General features: G+C 69.3%; 13 protein-coding genes. 7 read left to right on the top strand and 6 right to left on the bottom strand.

Annotated features, from left to right (window positions below; genetic code table 11):
• Positions 1-34 precede the first annotated feature (34 nt).
• Together D7X30_RS35000 and D7X30_RS34995 are read left to right on the top strand one after the other, a co-directional pair.
• Positions 35-2,116 (top strand): hypothetical protein, encoded by a 2,082-nt coding sequence (locus D7X30_RS35000; protein WP_147443397.1) that lies wholly within the window; start codon positions 35-37, stop codon positions 2,114-2,116.
• Between the two features lie 94 nt (positions 2,117-2,210).
• On the top strand, positions 2,211-3,299 hold the full coding sequence (locus D7X30_RS34995; RefSeq protein ID WP_120567310.1) for a hypothetical protein: 1,089 nt from the start codon (positions 2,211-2,213) through the stop codon (positions 3,297-3,299).
• On the opposite strand, the gene hemH is transcribed toward D7X30_RS34995, so the two are convergent.
• The 6 genes from hemH to D7X30_RS34965 all read right to left on the bottom strand — a co-directional run bounded on the left by hemH (position 3,274) and on the right by D7X30_RS34965 (position 11,632).
• Positions 3,274-4,341 carry a ferrochelatase gene (gene hemH / locus D7X30_RS34990; RefSeq protein WP_120567309.1) on the bottom strand — a complete coding sequence of 356 codons (1,068 nt, stop codon included), beginning with the start codon at positions 4,339-4,341 and terminating at the stop codon, positions 3,274-3,276. The two genes, D7X30_RS34995 and hemH, sit on opposite strands and share 26 nt — an antisense overlap.
• A 24-nt stretch (positions 4,342-4,365) precedes the next feature.
• Positions 4,366-4,749, bottom strand: a complete 384-nt coding sequence (gene apaG, locus D7X30_RS34985) for a Co2+/Mg2+ efflux protein ApaG (protein ID WP_120567308.1) — start codon at positions 4,747-4,749, stop codon at positions 4,366-4,368.
• Between the two features lie 85 nt (positions 4,750-4,834).
• Positions 4,835-5,827: a TerC family protein gene (locus tag D7X30_RS34980; RefSeq protein WP_120567307.1), complete on the bottom strand. Its 993-nt coding sequence runs from the start codon at positions 5,825-5,827 to the stop codon at positions 4,835-4,837.
• Positions 5,828-5,863: 36 nt separating this feature from the next.
• Positions 5,864-8,008, bottom strand: coding sequence for a glycogen debranching protein GlgX (gene glgX, locus D7X30_RS34975; protein ID WP_120567306.1), 2,145 nt, complete (start codon positions 8,006-8,008; stop codon positions 5,864-5,866).
• A complete protein-coding gene (gene treY / locus D7X30_RS34970; protein WP_199724631.1) occupies positions 8,005-11,112 on the bottom strand; it encodes a malto-oligosyltrehalose synthase in 3,108 nt (1,035 codons plus the stop codon). The genes glgX and treY overlap by 4 nt, the downstream gene beginning before the upstream one ends.
• Before the next feature lie 187 nt (positions 11,113-11,299).
• Positions 11,300-11,632, bottom strand: a complete 333-nt coding sequence (locus D7X30_RS34965; RefSeq protein ID WP_014394388.1) for an SWIB/MDM2 domain-containing protein — start codon at positions 11,630-11,632, stop codon at positions 11,300-11,302.
• 380 nt (positions 11,633-12,012) lie between these two features.
• On the opposite strand from D7X30_RS34965, the gene D7X30_RS34960 reads away from it, so the two are divergent.
• The 5 genes from D7X30_RS34960 (at position 12,013) to D7X30_RS34940 (ending at position 20,868) form a co-directional block, all read left to right on the top strand.
• Positions 12,013-13,005 (top strand): NAD(P)-dependent oxidoreductase, encoded by a 993-nt coding sequence (locus tag D7X30_RS34960; protein ID WP_120567305.1) that lies wholly within the window; start codon positions 12,013-12,015, stop codon positions 13,003-13,005.
• Between the two features lie 102 nt (positions 13,006-13,107).
• Positions 13,108-13,773, top strand: coding sequence for an HAD family phosphatase (locus tag D7X30_RS34955; protein WP_120567363.1), 666 nt, complete (start codon positions 13,108-13,110; stop codon positions 13,771-13,773).
• A gap of 32 nt (positions 13,774-13,805) precedes the next feature.
• Entirely contained in the window at positions 13,806-15,416 is a 1,611-nt protein-coding gene (locus tag D7X30_RS34950) for a lactate racemase domain-containing protein (protein ID WP_120567304.1), read from the top strand.
• Between the two features lie 17 nt (positions 15,417-15,433).
• Complete coding sequence (locus D7X30_RS34945; RefSeq protein WP_120567303.1) at positions 15,434-19,843, top strand: AMP-binding protein; 4,410 nt, start codon at positions 15,434-15,436, stop codon at positions 19,841-19,843.
• Complete coding sequence (locus D7X30_RS34940; RefSeq protein ID WP_120567302.1) at positions 19,840-20,868, top strand: NAD-dependent epimerase/dehydratase family protein; 1,029 nt, start codon at positions 19,840-19,842, stop codon at positions 20,866-20,868. The genes D7X30_RS34945 and D7X30_RS34940 overlap by 4 nt, the downstream gene beginning before the upstream one ends.
• Positions 20,869-20,889: the final 21 nt, after the last annotated feature.

Raw genomic sequence — 20,889 nt, 5'->3', positions numbered from 1 at the left:
CCCAGGCTCTATCCCTGGAGAGGGGAACAAACACATGGGCATCGCCACGGGGTGGTTATGGGTCGTCCTGGCCATGGCATCTGGCGCGCAGCCAGGCCCTTCCGCCGAAGCTGTGTGCGAGCTCTCCGCGCTCCACACCGCCGAACGGGCCTTCTTCGGGGAGAAGGACCGCCACGACATCCCCGCGGTCGTCGGCTTCCTTCCCCTGCCCTGCACCGACGGCACCCGGCCTCCCGCGCCGGACGCCCACTCCGTCGGCGGCTGCCAGTTCGTCTTCACCGTCCTCGAAGCAGGCCGCGCTCCAGATACCACCCTGAAGCTCGAAGCCCGCGGCGTCACGCCCGCCACGCGGAACCTGCGCTTCCTGCTGGATGGCCGCGACGGCTTCGTCACCCGCGCGGACTCCAACGCCCGCGTGGCGCCCGTGGACTGTGATGCCTGGAGACGGGCGGCGGATCCGCTCCTGCGCTACCACGAGCTCGTCGGGGAGTACGACTGCGTCACCGGGCCCTACGCCCCGACGCATCCCTGCACCGAGGCGCTCACCCAGCTCATGAACCTCGCGCGCAAGGGCGTGGGCGTCGCCAGGAAGGAATACGACGCGCACCCCACCGCGCGTGAGCTGTATCCCTTGAGCCCGCCAACGCCCGCCATGCTCCTCTGCGGCGTCACCGCCTCACCCCAGCAGCGCGCCCAACACGCGGACCTTCTCTTGAGCCAGGGCAGCCTCCTGGACGTGGTGCTCCAGCCGGGCTGCCGTGATGCCGGTCTTCGCGCCGGCCTCCCCCTCCTGTTCAGGGACGGGGCCTGCCCGGGCCCACACTGTCTGGAGTTGGTGCGCCTGGCCCAACGCATCCGTCTGCCTGAACTGCTCGACGTCCTCGCAGGTCGCGCCGAGTCGCTGGTCACCTGGCTCTGGACTCAGCCCACCGGGCTCCAGCACGACTTCCTGCGAGCCGCCACGGACCGGGACTCCAACAGGGTCGACGCGCTCCTGCTGCTGCATCAAGGGACCTGGCCCAGCCTCCAGGCCCTGACCACGCCTCCGCTCACGCCCCTGGAGAATGCGTGGCTCGAACGCGCCCACCGTGAGCACCCCACCCTGGCCCCCCTCCTGCGTCTGCTGCGCGAGCAGCACCAGAGCCACCCCGCCACCGACGCGGACTTCGAGACCTGGGCCCAAACCGTCCCCTGCCCCCAGCTCCACGATGCCCGGGACGTGGCCCTGTCCGCGACGCGCCTGCGCGCCATCGCCCAGACCCAGTCGCGCTGCCCGGGAGACGTCGTGTCGGTCCTGTCCCGCCACGTCGCGAAGCTGTCTCCCAGGAAGCTCATCGACGTGCTCCAGCCGCTGACCGCGGCGCAGCTGCGCATGCTGCGCACGGAGCTGGGCCTCGACGACCCCGCACGCGCGGAGGCCCTGCTCGACTGGGTGATGGAGCGCGACACCGGCCTGCTCGACGGGCTGACCGCCACGCCCGCCGTCGTGACGAAGCTGCTCACCCCACCCCACGCGAACCGGCTGGGCGGACGCGAGGCGGTCCTCGACCTGCTGCTGGATTTCCAGCGGAGCCCGCGCATCACGCCGACCGACGAGGGCATGCTCCACCTGATGGCCGAGGCCCTGAAGGGCACGCCTTCCGCGGCCCGCGTCAGGAACATCGCGGAGCGGAACCTGTCCCCCGAAGTCCGGCAGCGACTGCTGTCCAGCATGCTGCGAGCCCGGGACCCACTACTCCAGGCCGCCGCCGCGGCGGGCGCCGCGGATTGGAAGGCCGCCGATGGCATCACCGCCCCCGCGGCACGGGCCTGCCTGGCGGAGGCCCGCGTCACCCTGGAATGCATGGCCACCCGGTCCAGGCCCCTGGGCCCGCCCCCTCCAGGGACCCGGCAGTTCCTCTTCGGGTGCGGCACGGGGCCCCAGCCGCCTCCGGCCCCACCCCCGCCCATCGAGGCCTGGTGCACACGCTTCGAAGAACACGTGGCGACCTGTCCCACCACCTGCGGAGGCACGCTGCCGGGTCCGAGCGAGCTCGCGCTCCTCGCGTCCATCGCCGGGGAGCCACCGCCCACCGCGCCGGACGGCCTGCGCGCCTGCTCGCCGGACCTTCCATGAACCCCCAACTTCGGCGGGCCGCGTCAAAGCCCGTTCTCCCTTTTACAACTGCCGTCCGCTCCGCTATCCCGCGACGGTCACCCAGGAGTGTCCCGTGAAGCGAAGTCTGTCCGGTCTGCTTGTCGCCCTCGCGTTCACCGCCTGCAAGCAGGAGGCGCCGGGCAAGATGGAGCCCATCCCGCGCCCGCCGGGCGCCACCGCGCCCGAGCCCGAGGAGGCCGCTCCCGTTCCCGCCGCGCCCGCCGTCCCCAAGGACGCCGTCGTGCTGCGCTGGAAGCTGGTCCAGGACGCGCCCGTCTCCTTCCGCCTCAACCTGGCGCTGGACCGCAACGCGGCCGTCCCCGAGTCCGCCCCGGCGAAGGCCGCCAAGGCCGACAAGAAGAAGGGCGCCAAGGCCGCCCCCGCCGCCGAGGCGCCCAAGGCCGCCACCAAGGCCGCCGTCCCCACCGAGTACATGTACGTGCTCGTGCTGGACAAATCCGGTGAGCGCCAGCTGCGCGTGACGCCCAACGCCGGCGTGGGCGAGGACGCCACCTTCAGCGACCGCGGCTTCATCATCGACGGGCTCCAGGGCCCCGCGCGCAACCTGGCCACGCTGGTGCTGGAGCTGCCGCGCGACCCCGTGCGCCCCGGCGAGACGTGGTCCCTGGGCACCGAGCTCACCACGCCGGACGCCCTGGGAACCCTGTTCCGCCGCGCCCCCGGCGGCGAGCGCCACAACCGCGTGAAGCTCGTCTCCGTCACCCCGGGCGACAACGGCGAGCAGGTGGCCACGATCGAGTACGACATCGTGGAGCAGTTCGGCGGCACCCTCAGCGCCCCGCGCCCCACCCTCCCCAAGAAGGACAAGGGCGCGGGACAGATGGGCCTCGAGAACACCGCCATCGAGGTCCCCAACGAGCTGGACGACACGCCCCCCGCCCCCGCCGCCCAACCGGAAGGCACCGAGCTGGGCGCCACCGTGAAGGTCACCGGCAAGGGCGAGTTCCTGGTGAAGGCCGGCCAGTGGCGCTCCTGGGAGGGCACCCTGTCCACCGCCCTCAACGGTCCCGCGCAGCCCGCCGTGAACCTGCCCGCGGGCACCTACCAGGCCCGCATCACGCCCGTCGGCGCGCCGCAGGCTCCGGCGGCGCCCCAGGCTCAGGAGACGCCCGCGCCTACCGCGACTCCGCCCGCGCCGTAGGGGCCGGGCCGTCCGAAGCGCGCACCATCCGCACCACGGCGTCCACCCACTCCGGGTGGGCGTTGAGGGACGGCACCAGCGTCAGCGACTCGCCGCCCGCCTCCACGAACTGCTCCTTCGCGCGGAGGCCAATCTCCTCCAGCGTCTCCAGGCAGTCCGCCACGAAGGCCGGGCACATCACCGCCAGCCGCTTCACGCCCTTCGCCGCCAGCTCCGGCAGCACCAGGTCCGTGTAGGGCTTCACCCACGGCGTGCGCCCCAGCCGCGACTGGAAGGACACCGTGTAGCCGCCCTCCGGCAGCGCCAGCCGCTGGGCCAGCATCCGCGCCGTCGCGAAGCACTGCGCGCGGTAGCAGTGCCGGTTCTCCGCCGTGATGGCGTCACAGCACCCCGCGGACGACAGGCAGTGCTGTCCCGTCGGGTCGCTCTTGCGCATGTGGCGCTCCGGCAGCCCGTGGAAGCTGAACAGCACGTGGTCCGCGCGCGTGTCGGAAATCACCGGCCGCGCCACCGCCGCGAACGCGTCCAGGAAGCCCGCGTCATCCCAGAACGCCGGCACCGCGCGCACGTTGGGGACGTCCCAGCCCTCCGCCAGCACCTCATAGGTGCGCGCCAGCGACGACGCGGAGGACGACGCCGCCTCGTGCGGGTACAGCGGCAGCACCGTGAACTCCGACACGCCCTTCGCCTTCAGCCGCGCGATGGCGTCCGGCAGCGACGGGTTGCCGTAACGCATGGCCAGCTCCACCTCGTAGTCGGCTCCCAGTTGCTCCCGCACCCGCGCCTCCAGCGCGCGGCTGTACACGAGCAGCGGCGAGCCCTCCTTCATCCACACCTTGCGGTACGCCTCCGCGCTCTTCGCGGGGCGGAACGGGAGGATGAAGAGGTTCAGGAGGAACCAGCGCCCCACCGGGTGGATGTCGATGACGCGCGGGTCGTTGAGGAACTCGCGCAGGTAGCGGCGCACCGGCCCGGATTCAGGCGCGTCCGGCGTCCCCAGGTTGACGAGCAGCAGTCCCCGCTTCGTGGTCGGCACGGCCATGCGCGAAGTCCCTCGGGAGTCTTTTCAGTGCAGCGAGTGCGGCAGCGTGAGCGCGAACTCGGCGATGCGCGCCTCGAAGCGCGTGCCGTCCGGACGCTCCATCTCGTAGCCGCCGCGCATGGTGCCGAAGGGCGTCTTCAGCATCGCCCAGCTCGTGTACTCGAACCGCTCGCCCGGCTTGAGGTGCGGCTGACGGCCGACCACGCCCTCGCCCTTCACCTCGTCCACGTGCCCCTGGGCGTCGGTGATGATCCAGTGCCGGGACCGCAGCTGCGCGGGGACGGTGCCTTCGTTGAAGAGCACCACCTTGTACATGAAGGCGAACTGCCCGGACTCAGGGGTGCTGCGCTCCGGCCAGAAGGTCGGCTCCACGGTGACGCGGATGCCGTCGGTGGTGGCGGTGGACATGGCGGAAGACTTGGCAGTGACTCCCGCCCGATGCAAGGGAAACGCAGGGGCCGGCCTCCCAAGGCCCGGAGCCCGGCGCCCCCTGTCAGCCGCGCTCCTGCTCCCGGGCTGGCGCGTCCTGGGCCTTGTCCGCGTCCGCCACCGGGGTGGACCCCGTCGCCTCCGGAGGCTTGGGGAACACCAGCGACGCCACGATGGCCACCAGGAGGCAGGCGGCAATCACCGCCAGCGAGATGCCGATGGGAATCTTGTACCAGTGCTCGATGAGCATCTTCACGCCCACGAAGGCCAGGATGACGCCCAGCGCGACCTTCAGCAGGTGGAACTTCTCCATCAGGCTGGAGACGACGAAGAACAGCGAGCGCAGGCCCAGGATGGCGCAGACGTTGGACGTGTAGATGATGAACGGGTCCTTGCTGATGCCCAGCACCGCCGGGATGGAGTCCATGGCGAAGAGCAGGTCCGTGGCCTCCACCACCATCAGCACGATGAACAGCGGCGTCACCTTGCGCCGGCCGTCCTCGTGGACGAAGAAGCGGCTGCCGTCGCCCTGACGCGCCACCGGCAGCATGCGCCGGGACATCCTCACGATGAAGCCCGCCTCCGGGTCCACGTCCTCGTCTTCCTTGGCCCAGAGCATCTTGGAGGCCGTGTAGACGAGGAACGCGCCGAACAGGAAGATGAGCCACTCGAAGCGGGCCACCAGCGCCGTGCCCGCGACGATGAGCAGCGCGCGCATCACGAACGCGCCCAGGATGCCCCAGAAGAGCACCCGGTGCTGGTGCTGCGGCGGCACCCGGAAGTAGCCGAACACCATCAGGAAGACGAAGAGGTTGTCGACCGACAGCGCGTACTCCACCACGTACGCCGTCAGCCACTCCAGCGCCGGCCCCTTGCCGCCGTAGTGAAAGACGCCTCCGCAGAACGCGAGGCTGATGCTCACCCACACCAGCGTCCACAGCGTCGCCTCCTTCGGCGACACCGCGTGCTCCTTGCGGTGGAACAGCCCCAGGTCCATGGCGAGCATCGCCAGGACAAAGACGTTGAAGGCCACCCAGGGCCAGAGCGTGTGGGTCATCACGCCCCGCTGCCTACTCCGGGACGGCCCCGGCGGCTACTCCCATTCCGTCGCGGGGCGCCGCAAGACAACCAGGGAACGCCCCACCGCCTGCACCTTGCCGCCCGCCGGGGTGTGCGTGCGAAGGGATTCCCCCGTGGCCGCGGTGTCCACCACCAGCTCCCAGTCCGCGCCCCACTCCAGGGCGGGCAGCATGAAGGTGATGGGCTCGTGGTGCGCGTTGAGCAGCACCAGCAAGGTGTCCCCCACGATGCGGTGGCCCTCGTCGTCCGGCGTGGCGATGGCGTCCCCCCCCAGCAGGAAGGCCAGGGAGCGCACGTAGGGCTTCTCCCAGTCGTCGCGCTTCATCTCCTTGCCGTCCGGCCGGAACCACGCCAGGTCCTTCAGCTCGCTGTCCCAGATGTGGGCCCCGCGGAAGAAGCGGCGCTTGGAGAGCACCGGCTGCTCGCGGCGCAGCTTGATGATGCGGGAGGTGAAGTCCAACAGCTGGCGCTGCTTCTCGTTGAGCTCCCAGTTCACCCACGACAGCTCGTTGTCCTGGCAGTAGGCGTTGTTGTTGCCCTTCTGCGTGCGGCCCATCTCGTCGCCCGCCACCAGCATGGGCACTCCCTGCGACAGGAAGAGGGACGCCAGGAAGTTGCGCTTCTGCTGCTCGCGCAGCGCGTTCACCTTGGGGTCGTTCGTCTCCCCCTCCACGCCGCAGTTCCAGGCGTGGTTGTCATTGGCGCCGTCGCGGTTCTCCTCGCCGTTGGCCTCGTTGTGCTTCTGGCCGTACGTCACCAGGTCGTGCAGCGTGAAGCCGTCATGCGCGGTGACGAAGTTCACGCTCGCCGTGGGCTTGCGGCCGGACAGCGCGAACAGGTCGGAGCTGCCGGTGAGCCGCGAGCCAATCTCCGCCGCCTGCCGGTCGTCGCCCTTCCAGTAGCGGCGCATGGTGTCGCGGTACTTGCCGTTCCACTCGCTCCACAGCACCGGGAAGTTGCCCACCTGGTAGCCGTAGTCCCCCACGTCCCACGGCTCCGCGATGAGCTTCACGCGGCTCAGGACGGGGTCCTGGTGGAGGATTTGAAAGAAGGCCGCGCGGGTGTCGTAGCCGTGCCGGTCCCGTCCCAGCGTCGTCGCCAGGTCGAAGCGGAAGCCGTCCACGTGCATCACTTCCACCCAGTAGCGCAGCGAGTCCGCGATGAGCTTCAGCGCATACGGGTGCGTGGCGTTCCACGAGTTGCCGCACCCCGTGAAGTCCATGAAGTAGCGCGGGTCCTTCTCACTGAGCCGGTAGTACGCGCCGGCGTCCAGCCCCTTGAAGGACAGCGTGGGCCCCAGGTGGTTGCCCTCGCAGGTGTGGTTGTAGACCACGTCGAGGATGACCTCGATGCCCGCGCGGTGCAGCAGCTTCACCATCCCCTTGAACTCCGCCACCTGCTCGCCCAGCGAGCCCGACGCGCAGTAGCGCGCGTCCGGTGCGAAGAAGCCCAGCGTGTTGTAGCCCCAGTAGTTGGAGCGCCCCTTCTGGGTGAGGAACGGCTCGTCCATGAAGGCGTGGATGGGCAAGAGCTCCACGGACGTCACGCCCACCTTCTTCAGGTGTTCGATGGAGGCCGGGTGCGCCAGGCCCGCGTACGTGCCGCGCAGGTTCTCCGGCACGCGCGGGTTCAGCTTCGTGAAGCCCTTGACGTGCAGCTCGTAGAGGACCGTCTTGTGCCAGGGGACCTCCGGCCGCCGGTCGCCCTCCCAGTCGAACCCATCCGCCAGGATGACCGCCTTGGGCACGCCCCAGGCGTCGTCCTGCGTGTCCATGACGAGGTCCTCCTCCTTGCCCCCGTGCACGTACCCGTGGATGGGCGCCTTGGGGTCCACCTGGCCGTGCAGCGCGCGGGCGTAGGGGTCCACCAGGAGCTTGTGCGGGTTGAAGCGCAGGCCCTTCTTGGGTTCATACGGGCCGTGAACCCGCAGGCCGTACAGACAGCCGGCGTGCACGCCCGGCATGTAGCCGTGAAAGACGTGGTTCGTGGTCTCCAGCAACGGGAAGCGGCGCGTCTCCTTCTTGGGGTCGGCGGGGTCGAAGAGACAGACCTCCACCTTCTTCGCGTGCTCGCTGAACACGGCGAAGTTCACGCCGTTCCCATCGTACGTGGCGCCCAGGGGAAACGGCTTCCCTGGAAGCACCTCGGCCCTTCTCATCCAGTGCTCCTCTCCAGCAGCACCACCGGGAACTCCGCGAGGAGCGGCCCCAGGGCCAGCCCCACGCCTCCCGGCCCCTGCTGGGGACGGACGGTGTTCCCGGTGAAGACATTGCGGAACATCATGCCCGCATATGCCTCCGGAAGGTTCAGGAACGTACCGTCATACGCCTGCGCCAGCCCGCCGGACTCCAGCGCCTCCAGCGTGTAACGCGGCGCGCAGGCAATCAGCACGCTGTCACCGTGCGTGCGCGCGAAGCCGACCGCCGCGGGCGAGCGCGGCCCGGACGGCTCCAGCGCCTCGTAGCCGCCCATGCGGAACAGGTCCGCGTACTTCTGGCGCAGCCGCAGCGCCTCCACCAGGACGAAGAGCTTCACCTGCCCGTCGTCCATGTCCCGGGTCAGCCGCGCGCACAGGGCGGGCCGGTCCTTCGCCGCCGCGTCATCCAGCGCCGTGAGCAGCCGCTCACGCAGGGCGTAGTCCACCGGCCGGCGGTTGTCTGGATCCACCAGTGACAGGTCCCACAGCTCGCAGCCCTGGTACGTGTCCACCACGCCGGGCGAGGCCAGCTTCAGGAGCAGCTGCCCCAGCGCGTTGTGCTGGCCCGCGCGCTCGATGCGGCGCTTGAAGGCCTTCACGTCGTCCAGGAAGGCCTGGCCCTTCGAGGGGTCGAAGCACGCGTCCACGAAGCGCGCCACCGCGTCGTCGTAGGCGCCGTCCGGGTTGGTCCACGACGTGCGGACCTTGGCCTCCTTGATGGCCTTGCCCATGTACTCGCGCACGCGGCGGTGGAACTCCTGGAGCTCCGCCTGGGGCACCTGTTCGCCCATGGGCCACGCGCCCACCACCGTCTGGAAGAAGAGGTAGACGTCGTTGGACGACGGCGCCGGGCCGGTGGACAGGTGGCTGACGAAGGGCCGGGTGAGGTCCGCCCAGGCGCGCACCTTCTCCCGCCAGTCTTCCGGCAGCTCCGTGAGCACGTTGACGCGCGCGCGCACGTCCTCGCTGCGCTTGGTGTCGTGGGTGCTGGAGGTGAGCATGCTCGCCGGCCAGCGCTCCGCGCGCTCCTGGTTGCGCAGGTGGAAGGTGGTGGCGCGCATGCCGAAGTGCTCCGGCTCGCCGCCCACCTCGTTGAGGCTCACCAGCCGGTTGTAGATGTAGAAGACGGTGTCCTCCAGGCCCTTGGCCATGACGGGGCCCGTCACCTGCTGAAGCTTCATCGCGAATCTCAGCATCACCGCCTTCTCGTCGTCCCCCACGTGCTCCGGGTAGCGGCCCAGGAGGATGTCGCGCAGGAAGTCGAAGATGGAGGCGTTGGTGGTGGTGTTGCGCTCCTTGGCGCGCTGGAGGGTCCACTCGATGTACTGCACGTCGCGCACGTCCAGCTCCGCGCGCCAGCCGTCCACGTAGGTGCGGTAGACGGGGAACAGCGCGATGAACTCCACCAGCGCGCGCCGCAGGCTGTTGAGCGTGAAGTCGCGCGTGCGGCGGTTCATCTCCGAGATGCGGTTGAGCTCGTGCGCCAGCACGTTGATTTCGCTGGCCATGCTCACGCGCATGATGAGCAGCTTCTTCTGGTACACGAGCTCCGCGAAGTCCTGCGTGCCGCCCGCGAAGCGCTCGTACGTCTCCGTCAGGTGCGCCTCCGCGGCCGGGTGCACGAACAGGCCGCTCACCGCGTTGGCGAAGCGGTAGCCGGTGGTGCCGTGCACCGCCCACGACTCCGGGATGCGCTCGCGCCCGCCTTGAATCTTCTCCACCGCCACGAAGAGCGCCTTGCGCAGCGGGCTGTCCGGCGTGTCCATCACCTGGCGCCGCCACTTCGCGCGCAGGAGCGCCTCCACCTCCGGCCACCGCGCTTCGTCCCCGTCCCTCCTCTCCGCGTCGAAGCGCGCCCGCGCCCGCTCCACGAAGAAGCGCTCCTGCAGGTCCAGGAAGTAGGCGGTGGGGTCGAAGAGGCCGTCCGGGTGGTCGATTCTCAGGCCCGTGACGCGCCCCTCGCGCAGCCACTCGAAGATGCGCTGGTGCGCCTCCAGGAAGACGTCCGGGTCCTCCACGCGGATGGCGGCCAGGCCGTTGATGTCGAAGAAGCGGCGGTAGTTGATCTCCTCACCCGCCACGCGCCAGTGCGCCAGCCGGTAGCTGCAGTTCTGCAAGAGCGTGTCCAGCAGGTCGAAGGAGCGCACGTTGCCGGGCGTGCCGTTGAACACCCGGAGGTTCTCCTCCACGTACGCCGCCAGCTCCGCGCTGTCCGCCACCACCGCGCCCAGCCGCCGCTTGATGACCTCCTTCTCGCGGTGCCGCTCCGTCACCTTCGCCGGGTCCACCTCCGTGCGCAGCGGCAGGTGGTCCAGGGCCGTCAGGATGGAGAGCAGCTCCACCAGGTGCGGCGACTCCGCGCCCAGCTGCTTCTCCAGCCGCTCCAGGCCGTGCTTGAGGATGGTGGCGTACTGGCGCGGCGCCACCGGCAGCCGGTGGTCGTAGTAGTGCAGGTGGAAGGCGCCGGAGTCGTAGGACAGCTTCAGCTCGCCGCGCTCCAGCACGATGCCGTACTGGTCGCCCAGGATGGGCAGCAGCACCTTGTCCGCCAGCTCGTCCTTCACCGGCCGCCAGTCCACGTCGAAGAACTTCGCGTAGACGGACGACGGGCCGTTCTCCAGCACGTCCAGCCACAGGCGGTTGTCCCGCTCGATGCCCATGTGGTTGGGCACCACGTCCAGCACCTGCCCCAGCCCGTGCTCGCGCAGGGCATCACAGAGCGCGGCGTGGTCCTCCGCCGTGCCCACCTCCGGGTTGAGCCGTTGGTGGTCCACGCAGTCGTAGCCGTGGGTGCTGCCGGGCGTGGCCTTGAGGTAGGGCGACGCGTAGAAGTCGCTCACGCCCAGCCGGGCCAGGTACGGCACCAGCGCCTTCGCCTGTTGGAAGGTGAAGCCCTGGTGCAGCTGCATCCGGTAGGTGGACAGCGGCGTGACGCGGCGCGATTGCAGCTCGCGTTGGACCTGTTCGAACAGGTCCTCCGCCTGCGTCTCCACCGTCGTGTGCGTGCCATCCTCGCCCGCCTGCCGCGCGGCGCGCGCCCCTGCCTCGGAACCGTCGTGGAACATGACCCCCAGAGGTAGGTCCGACGCGGCGCGTCCGCCAGCGGGCAGATGCGCCTTCGCCCCCTTTTCAACGCTCCGGACGAGCGGCTGACAGAGGGAGAAAAAGCGGAGGGCCCGTCCCGCGCGATGCGTGACGAGCCCCCAGGGTCCTTCGGGCGACCGGCGACGGCCCCGACGGGCCCTGCACCGTTCAGCTCAGGTGCTTGTTCACCAGCGCGGTCATCTCGAACATGGTGACGTTCTTCTTGCCGCCGAAGATGGGCTTGAGCTTGTCGTCGGCGTTGATCTGGCGCTTGTTCTTCGCGTCCTGGAGGTTGTTCTTCTTGATGTAGTCCCAGATCTTGCTGACCACCGCGGTGCGGGGCAGCGCCTTGGAACCGACGATCGCCGCCAGCTCAGCGGAGGGCGTCATCTCCTTCATGAACGCAGCGTTGGGCTTACGGCCCGCGGCCTTCTTCGCGGCAGGAGCCTTCTTCGCGGCAGCAGGGGCAGACTTCTTCGCAGCGGCTTTCTTGGCGGCCATTCGTCTTGTGTCTCCTCCCCTCCGAAGGGGACGTTGCACGGCGTGCTTGCATCTTCAAGCTAGAGCCGATGGCGCGTAGTAGCACGGCCTAGAGCGAAAAACAGCGTCCATCGCGCGCTTTTTCCCTCTGGGGCTCCTCGGAGCAATGGCTTCGGAGGCTAGAACTCGGCCCCGCAGCGCATTCTTCCCTCGGGAACGGAAGTCACGCGACGCGTCCGGAGCGCCAGAAACCGGCTCCGGAGGCCGTTTTCCCTCTGGGATAGTGCCTCGCGGCGCATCCGGAGGCGGAAAGTCGGCATCCAGAGCATCCTCCCCCTCGGGGAGGACCCTGTCCTTTTCGACGGTGGACGGGATGTGGCTTTTCGGATGAAACAGCACCCATGAATGCCCTCATCACTGGCGCCGGTGGCTTCCTGGGGACCTGGCTCGCTCGGGCGCTGGCTGCGCGCGGCGACCGGGTTTCATGCCTGTTGCGCCCCACCACGGACACCCGCGAGCTGGAAAAGGCCCTGGAAGGCCACCCCTGGACGCGGGTGGTCGGCGACGTGACGGACCCCGCCTCGCTGGACAGCGCGGTGAAGGGCGTGGACGTCGTCTTCCACCTGGCCGGCATCCGCCGCGCCGCGCTGCGCGACGAGTTCATGCGCGTCAACGCGCAAGGAACCCGCCTCATCTGTGAGGCCATGGCCGCCCTGCCACAGCCGCGTCCCCGGCTGGTGATGTGCGGCTCCCTGGCCTCCCACGGCCCCTCCACCCCGGAGCGCCCCCATGTGGAGGAGGACGCCTTCCATCCGCATGAGTGGTACGGCGAGAGCAAGGCGGAGGGTGAGCGCATCGCGTTCTCCTTCCAGGACCGGCTGCCGGTGACGGTGATCCGCCCGCCGCGCATCCTGGGGCCCGGAGACAAGGAAAACCTGACCTTCTTCAAGCTGGGCAAGAAGGGCATCCGGCTGGAGCTGGCCGGAGGCCCCCGGCCCCTGTCCCTGGTGGACGTGGAGGACGTGGTGGACCTGCTGCTGGTATTGGCGGAGAAGCCGGAGGCCCTGGGCGAGGCGTTCTTCTGCGCGGGCCCGGAGCGGCTGACCCTGGAGGAGATGCAGGACCTGGGGGCGAAGGCCCTGGGCTTCCAGACGCGCACCTGGCGGCTGTCCCCAGCGGTGCTGACCGCCCTGGCCACGGCGGCGGACGGGGTGACGCGGCTGACCGGCCGCAAGCTCCCCCTGAACCGGAAGCTGGCGCGGCAGCTGCTGGCCCCGGCCTGGACCTGCTCGGGGGCCAAGGCTGAACGCCTGCTGGGCTTCCGGCCGCGCCGTGGGCTGGCGGAGTCCATCACCCGCAGTGGCGAATGGTATCGCGCACAGGGCTGGTTATAGCCCCATGCGCCCAAAGGGCCTGCTGCCCACGCTGGCCTTCTGCTTTCGTTGACCGGACCCCCCCCAGGATGGGAGGAAGCCCGACCGCCCATGCCCCCCAAAGTGCCCGCCAAAGCAGCCTTCTTCGACGTCGACGGGACGCTGGTCCGGACGAACATCGTCCACGTCTATGCCTATTACGCGATGAACCGGGGCTCGCTCCGGGGCATCGCGGGCCGCACCCTGGGCACCGCCCTGGGGTTGCCGGTGTTCGGCATCCTGGATGCCGTCAACCGCAAGGCCTTCAACGAGTTCTTCTACCGGTACTACTCGGGCCTCAGCGAGGACCGGCTCGTCACCATCGCGGAGGACATGTTCGAGGACGTCCTCAAGCCCGCCTTGTACGAGCAGACGCAGGACCTCATCGACGAGGCGCGTCGTGCCGGCTGCCGCATCGTGCTCGTCACCGGAGCGCTGGACTTCACCATGCGCCCGCTGGCCCGGCATCTGGGCTGTGACGACGTCATCGCCAACAAGATGCAGTTCGTGGGCGGCAAGGCCACCGGCAAGGTGATTCCGCCCATCATCGAAGGCGCCAACAAGGCCAACGCCATCCGCGCCTATTGCGAGCGCGAGGGCCTGGCCCTCAACCAGTGCCATGGCTACTCGGACAGCGCCTCCGACTACGCCATGCTCGCCGTGGTGGGACGGCCCACCGCGGTGAACCCGGACCTGCGGCTGCGCTCGCTCGCGCGCGCGTACAACTGGCCCATCCTGGACCTGAAGTAGTCCCCCACCCCTTTCGCCGCCCCCCTTCATCCATGCGCCCGCTCAAGACGCTCCAGAAGCTGTACGACGAGGAAAGCCAGGTGGTCATCACGGAGAAGGGCAGCCCCCCTCGGGCGCTCTTCTACGGTGAGGGCTTCCTCCAGGAAGACCTGCCCGTGGGCACCCGGGTCATCTTCCCCCGCCCCCCGCTGGAGGGCGTGCCCAACGTGAAGGCCGCCATCCGCTGGGCCATCAACCACCCGGAGGGCATGGACCCGCTGCACGCGCTGCTCAAGCCCGGCATGCGGCTGACCTGCGTCATCGACGACATCAGCGTCCCGCTGCCGCCCATGGTCACGCCGGACGTGCGCCAGTCCATCCTGGAGGTGGTGCTGGAGCTGTGCGCGGACTCAGGCGTGGATGACGTGCACCTGGTCATCGCCAACGCGCTGCACCGCCGGATGACCGAAGGCGAGATGAAGCGCATGGTGGGCGAGAAGATCTTCGACGCCTACTACCCGGACCGCTACTACAACCACGACGCGGAAGACCCGGACGGCATCACGGAGCTGGAGCGCACCAGCCACAATGAAGTGGTGGCGGTGAACCGCCGCGTGGCGGAGAGCGACCTCATCGTCTACGTGAACATCAACTTCGTGCCCATGAACGGCGGGCACAAGTCCATGGGCACGGGCGTGACGAACTACGCGTCGCTGCGGCACCACCACAACCCGAAGACCATCCGCGAGTCGAACTCCTACATGGAGCCGAAGGCGAGCGCGCTCTACACGAAGAACTCGCGCATCGGCACGGTCATCGACCAGACGCTGAAGGTCTTCCACATCGAGACCACGCTGAACAACCGCATGTTCGGCGCGCCCACGGACTTCCTGGCGAAGAAGGAAGAGGACTACACGGAAGCCGACCGGCTGAAGTTCCAGGCCCTGCGCTTCACGCTGTCCAAGCTGCCCCGCGCGGCGGCGCGCAAGGTGCTCAACGCCATCCCCGCGCCCTATGACGTGACGGGCGTGTTCGCGGGGGCCACGGAGCCCACGCACCAGAAGACGCTGGAGCAGAGCTGGAAGCAGTACGTGGTGCCGGTGGAGGGGCAGAGCGACATCGTCATCTTCCCCATCCCGTTCGTCAGCCCCTACAGCGTCAACTCCATCCTCAACCCGCTGCTCGTGCAGGTGATGGGGCTGGGCTACTTCTACAACCTCAACCGGGGCGTGCCTCTGGTGAAGAAGGGGGGCGTGCTCATCCTCCTGCACCCGGCCTACGACGAGTTCGACCCCGTGCAGCACCCCAGCTACATCGAGTTCTTCCACCGGCTGCTGCCGGAGACGCGGGACTCCATGAAGCTGGAGCACAAGTACGAGAAGGAGTTCGCGGAGAACCCCAGCTACGTGCACCTGTACCGCAAGGGCAACGCCTACCACGGCGTGCACCCCTTCTACATGTGGTACTGGGGCGAGAATGGCCGCCAGCACGTAGGCAAGGTCATCGTCGCGGGCGCGGAGAACAACCACGTCCCGGCCCTGCTTGGCTGGGATCGCACCGACACCCTCTCCGAGGCGATTGAAGAGGCGCGCGGCTTCATGGGGCGCTCCGCGTCCATCAGCCTGCTGCGCATCGCGCCCACGGTGATGGTGGACGTGAAGTGAAAGGGTCGCACACGGACATGGCCACGCCCTCCGAGCTGAACGTCACCGAGGTCTTCACCGGCAAGCGCATCGTCTTCGTCGGCACCACCGGCTTCGTGGGCAAGGTGACGCTGTCGATGCTGCTGGCCCACTACGGCGACGTGCTGGACCGGGTCTACGTCATCGTGCGCAAGGGCAGCGCCGCGTCCGCGGAGCGCCGCTTCTTCGACAAGGTGGCGCCCAGCGAGCCCTTCCAGCCGCTGCGCGACCGCCTGGGCGACGAAGGCGCCATGGCGTTCATCCAGAAGAAGTGCACCATCCTGGATGGCGACATCACCGACCCCTTCGTGGGCCTGGAGGAGGAGCAGGTCGCCGCGCTCACCGGGCAGGTGCACGCCATCGTCAACTGCGCGGGCCTGGTCTCCTTCAACCCGTCGTTGGAGGTGGGCCTCAACGTCAACACCCACGGCGTGAAGAACGCGGTGGCGCTGGCGCTGCGCTGGAGCGTGCCGCTCATCCACATGTCCACCGCGTTCGTCGCGGGCAACCGCAGCGGGCTCGTCTTCGAGGACGAGCCGGTGCTGGGCTACTTCCCCAAGCAGGGGGAGATGGACGGGCGCGACTTCAGCCTGGAGCAGGAGCTGGCGGACGCGGAGAAGACCGTGGCCCGCCTGCGCGACCAGGCGGATGACAAGGCGCTCACCTCCATCTTCCGGCAGAAGGCGCTGGACCGCCTGGAGGAAGAGGGCCGCGACGCCACCGACGAGAAGACCCTGCGCCTGGCCGTGGGCCGCGAGCGCAAGCTGTGGCTGTCCGGCGAGCTGGTCCGCGCGGGCATGGAGCGCGCGCAGCACTGGGGCTGGCCCAACACGTACACGTATGCCAAGCACCTGGGCGAACAGGTGATGGCCGGTACGCCGGGGCTTCGCTACTCCATCGTGCGGCCCTCCATCGTGGAGAGCGCGGCGCACTTCCCCTTCCCCGGCTGGAACGAGGGCTTCACCACGTCCGCGCCGCTGGCGTACGCGGGCATCAAGGGCCAGCGCGGCATCCCCGCGGGGGACCACGCCATCCTGGACATCATCCCGGTGGACCAGGTGGCGGGCGCCACGCTGGGCATCACCGCGCACGCGATGCAGGTGGAGGAGCGCCGCGTCTACAACCTGGCGTCCGGTGACGTGAACCCGTTCCTCGCCAGCCGCTCCGTGGAGCTGGTGGGCCTGTACCGCCGCCGCTTCTACCGCAACCGCGAGACGGGCAACTCGCTGGTCAACTCGCTGCGCTCGCGCATCGAGCCGCAGCCCGTGAGCAAGCAGGAGTTCCAGCTGCTCAGCGCGCCCATGCTGGCGAAGGGCGCGAAGCTGCTGAAGAAGGCCATGGAAGACGTGCGGCCCGCGTGGGGCGCGCCGCGCGTGCAGGCGATGATGGACAAGGCCCGCCTCGCGCTGGACGAAGTGGAGTCCCAGGCGGGCAGCCTCACCGGCCTCATCGACCTGTTCCTCCCCTTCCTCTGGGAGAACCGCTACGTCTTCCGCTGCGACAACACGCGCTCCGTCTACGAGCGCATGGTGCCGGCGGACCGCGCGCGGATTGACTGGGCGCCCGACCGCATCGACTGGCGCGAGTACTTCCTGGGCACGCACCTGCCCGGCCTGGAGAAGTGGGTGTTCCCGGGCCTGGACGAGGAGCGCGAGAAGCGCACCGCCATCCCCGCGCACCGCGACCTGCTGGAGCTCTTCGAAGCCACCGTGCACGCGTACCGCCACCGGGTGGCGTTCCGCATGGCCGCGGGGGAGAAAGAGGAGCGCTTCACCTTCGGCGAGGTGCACCGCTACGCGGCCCGCGTGGGCAGCTACCTGATGGCCCAGGGCATCAAGCGCGGGGACCGGGTGCTGCTGGTGTCGGAGAACCGGCCGGAGTGGGCCATCAGCTACTTCGGCATCCTGCGCGCCGGCGGCACCGCCGTGCCGGTGGACCCCTCGCTCACCGAAGCGGAGGTGGTCAACATCGCGAAGCGCGCGGCGGCGAAGCAGTGCCTCGTGTCCGAGCAGACCGCGGAGGACTTCCCCGGCCTCCTCACCGCGCTGGGTGAGGGCGTGGGCGTGGCGAGCCTCGCGGAGGCCATGACCGGCGACCCGGCGTTCCCGGACCGCATTGGCCCGGTGAGGAAGTCCGCCGCCGCGGACGACGTGGCGAGCGTCATCTTCACCTCCGGCACCACCGGCACGCCCAAGGGCGTGATGCTCACGCACCGCAACTTCGCGGCGCTGGTGGCGAAGCTCGCGGGCGCGTTCGACGTGGGCGTGGGCGACGGCGTGCTGTCCGTGCTGCCCCTGCACCACACCTTTGAATTCTCCGCCGGCTTCCTCACGCCGTTCATGCGCGGCGCGGAGATCACGTACATCGACGAGCTCACGTCGGACCGGCTGGGCGACGTCTTCGAGACGGGCCGCGTGACGGCGATGATTGGCGTGCCCGCGCTCTGGCAGCTGTTGCACCGCAAGATTACGCAGGAGATGGCCGCGCGCCCGCCGCTGGTGGAGCAGGCGCTCAAGGCGCTGATGGCGGCCAACGGGGAGCTGCGCAACCGCAGCTCGCTCAACCTGGGCAAGCTGCTGTTCTGGCCGGTGCACCGCAAGTTTGGCGGTCGCGTGAAGGTCCTGGTGTCCGGCGGCTCCGCGCTTTCGGAAGAAGTGCACCAGGCCTTCCACGAGCTGGGCTTCACCATGCGCGAGGGCTACGGCCTCACGGAGGCCGCGCCGGTGCTGGCGGTGTCCGAAGCCACCAACAAGCGCATCAAGGGCACGGTGGGCAAGGCGCTGCCGGGCATCGAGTTCAAGATCCTCAACCCGGACAACGACGGCATTGGCGAGGTGCTGGCCAAGGGCCCGAACGTGATGGCGGGTTACTTCGGAGACCGCGAGGCCACCGAAGCCGTGGTGAAGGAAGGCTGGCTGCACACCGGCGACCTGGGCCGCATGGACGACGAGGGCCGCCTGTACCTCATGGGCCGCGCCAAGGACGTCATCGTCGACGCCAACGGCAAGAACGTCTACCCGGACGAGCTGGAGGAGCTGTACCAGGAGCACGAGCACATCAAGGAGCTGTCCATCGTCGGCCTGCCGGACGAAGCCGGCGGCGAGAAGGTGGCGTGCCTGTGCGTGCCGGACTTCAAGGACCGCCCGCGGGAAGAGGTCCGCCACGAGCTGGAGGAGCACTTCCGCAAGGTGAGCGCGGGCATGCCCTTCTACCGGCGCGTGAAGGTGCTTCGCTTCTGGGACGGCGAGCTGCCGCGCACGTCCACGCGCAAGGTGAAGCGCAAGCGCGTGGTGGAGGAGCTGCAGCGGCTGGACCGCGTGGCGGCCAGCGCGGGCCGCGTGAAGGAGAAGGCGCAGGCGGCGCCCACCACGGGCGGCGTGTCGGACTGGCTCTTCCCGCTCATCGCGGAGGTATGCCACCGCCCGGCGTCGGACGTGCGGGCGGACTCGCAGCTCATTGGCGACCTGGGCTTCGACTCGCTGATGCTCACGGAGATGTCCGTGGCGCTGGAGGGCGCGGGCGTGCCGCTGCCCGCCATTGAAGACCTGACGCAGGTGCAGACAGTGGAGGACCTGCGCAAGCTGGTGGTGGCCTCCGGACGCCGGCCTTCGCAGGAGACGCGCGCGCGCGACATCAAGAAGGAAGCCGAGCGCGAGGAGGAGGCGGAGATTCCGGTGCCGGAGTCGGTGTCCGCGCTGGGCCGGCAGCTCCTGTCCTTCGGGCAGAAGGTGCTCTACGGCGGCGTCTTCGACGTGAAGGTGACGGGCAAGACGTTCATCCCGCAGAACCGCAACTTCCTCGTCATCGCCAACCACGCCAGCCACCTGGACGCGGGCCTGGTGCGCGTGGTGCTGGGCGGCCAGGGCGAGCGGCTGGTGTCGCTGGCCGCGCGCGACTACTTCTTCGACACGCCGCTCAAGCGCGCGTGGTTCGAGAACTTCACCAACCTCATCCCCATCGACCGGCAGGGCTCCCTGCGTGAGTCGCTGCGCGTGGCGGGCGAGGCGCTCCGGCAGGGCTTCAACGTCCTCATCTTCCCGGAGGGCACGCGCTCCAAGACGGGCGAGCTGATGGAGTTCAAGCCGACGCTGGGCTACCTGTCGCTCACCTACGGAGTGGACGTGCTGCCGCTGTACATCCACGGCGCGTATGAAGCGCTGCCCAAGGGCTCCATGTTCCCGAAGACGAAGGAGCTGGAGGTGCACGTGGGCCCGGCGCTGGAGTACGCGTCGCTGAAGGCCCGGGCGCAGGGCATGGCGCGCTCGGAGGGCTACCGCTACGTGACGCACATCGCGGAGGAAGCGGTGCGCTCGCTGAGGGCGGGCAAGGTGCTGGACCTGGAGCAGGTGGGCGCGGACCGGGACTTCACCCCGCCCGCCCGGGCCCTGCCGGAAGGGAAGGACGCGTGAAGCTGCTCGTCACCGGAGGCACGGGATTCCTGGGCACGCACCTGGTGCCCAGGCTGGTGGAGGCGGGCCACGACGTGCGCCTCATCGCGCGCTCGAAGCCGTCAGGCCCCGCGTTCGCGAAGACCGAAGTGCAACAGGGCGACCTCAAGGACCGGGACGCCGTGCGCCGCGCGCTGGAGGGCGTGGACGCCGTCTACCACCTGGCGGGGCTCGTCTCCTTCCAGAGCAAGGACGCGCGGCGGATGTACGAGCTGCACGTGGACTGCACGCGCGAGCTCCTGCGTGACGTGCGTGAAGCGGGCATCAAGCGCGTCATCCTGGGCTCCACCTCCGGCACCATCGCGGTGTCGAAGGAGGACCACGTGGGCACGGAGGACGACGACTACCCCATCACCACCGTCGCCAACTGGCCCTACTACCTGTCGAAAATCTACGAAGAGAAGCTGGCGCTGGAGTACTGCCGCAAGCACTCCGTCCCGCTGGTGGTGCTCAACCCCAGCCTGCTGATGGGGCCCGGGGATGACCGCCTGTCCTCCACCTGGACGGTGGTGAAGTTCCTCAACCGGGAGATTCCGGCCATGCCCGGCGGCGGCATCTCCTTCGTGGACGCGCGCGACGCGGCGGACGCCTTCGTGCAGGCGCTCACCCGGGGCGAGGTGTACGGCCGCCACCTGATGGGCGTGAACATGGCCATGCCGGACTTCTTCGACCGGCTCCAGCGCCTCACCGGTGTGCCCGCGCCGCGCGTGAAGCTGCCGCGCGAGGTGAACATCTGGGGCGGCAAGCTGCTGGAGCAGTTCGCGAAGCTGCGCGGCACCGTGTCCAAGCTCGACCCGCAGGAGGTCGAGATTGGCGAGCACTTCTTCTACCTGGAGCCCGCCAAGGCCGAGCGCGAGCTGGGCTTCAAGGCGCGCGACGTCCACGAGACGCTGCTCGACACCGTCCAGTACATCTACGGGAAGATGCCGCCCGGAAGCCTGCCCGGCACCCGCGGCCGGCTGGCCGAGTCGCGCGAAGGCACCTGACGTTTCAGGGAGTCCGCGCGG

The sequence above is a fragment of the Corallococcus sp. AB011P genome (genome assembly GCF_003611605.1).
Lineage (GTDB): Bacteria > Myxococcota > Myxococcia > Myxococcales > Myxococcaceae > Corallococcus > Corallococcus coralloides.
The sequence above is the reverse complement of the archived record's forward strand: the minus strand, read 5'-3'. Positions and strand labels throughout refer to the sequence as shown.

What these genes read in the sequence shown, in the direction of transcription:
- D7X30_RS34960 (WP_120567305.1), top strand. Translation starts at nt 12,013, where the DNA reads ATGAATGCCCTCATCACTGGCGCCGGTGGCTTCCTGGGGACCTGGCTC.
- hemH (WP_120567309.1), bottom strand. Translation starts at nt 4,341, where the DNA reads ATGGCCGTGCCGACCACGAAGCGGGGACTGCTGCTCGTCAACCTGGGG.
- D7X30_RS34945 (WP_120567303.1), top strand. Translation starts at nt 15,434, where the DNA reads ATGGCCACGCCCTCCGAGCTGAACGTCACCGAGGTCTTCACCGGCAAG.
- glgX (WP_120567306.1), bottom strand. Translation starts at nt 8,008, where the DNA reads ATGAGAAGGGCCGAGGTGCTTCCAGGGAAGCCGTTTCCCCTGGGCGCC.
- apaG (WP_120567308.1), bottom strand. Translation starts at nt 4,749, where the DNA reads ATGTCCACCGCCACCACCGACGGCATCCGCGTCACCGTGGAGCCGACC.
- D7X30_RS35000 (WP_147443397.1), top strand. Translation starts at nt 35, where the DNA reads ATGGGCATCGCCACGGGGTGGTTATGGGTCGTCCTGGCCATGGCATCT.
- D7X30_RS34950 (WP_120567304.1), top strand. Translation starts at nt 13,806, where the DNA reads ATGCGCCCGCTCAAGACGCTCCAGAAGCTGTACGACGAGGAAAGCCAG.
- D7X30_RS34965 (WP_014394388.1), bottom strand. Translation starts at nt 11,632, where the DNA reads ATGGCCGCCAAGAAAGCCGCTGCGAAGAAGTCTGCCCCTGCTGCCGCG.
- D7X30_RS34980 (WP_120567307.1), bottom strand. Translation starts at nt 5,827, where the DNA reads ATGACCCACACGCTCTGGCCCTGGGTGGCCTTCAACGTCTTTGTCCTG.
- treY (WP_199724631.1), bottom strand. Translation starts at nt 11,112, where the DNA reads ATGTTCCACGACGGTTCCGAGGCAGGGGCGCGCGCCGCGCGGCAGGCG.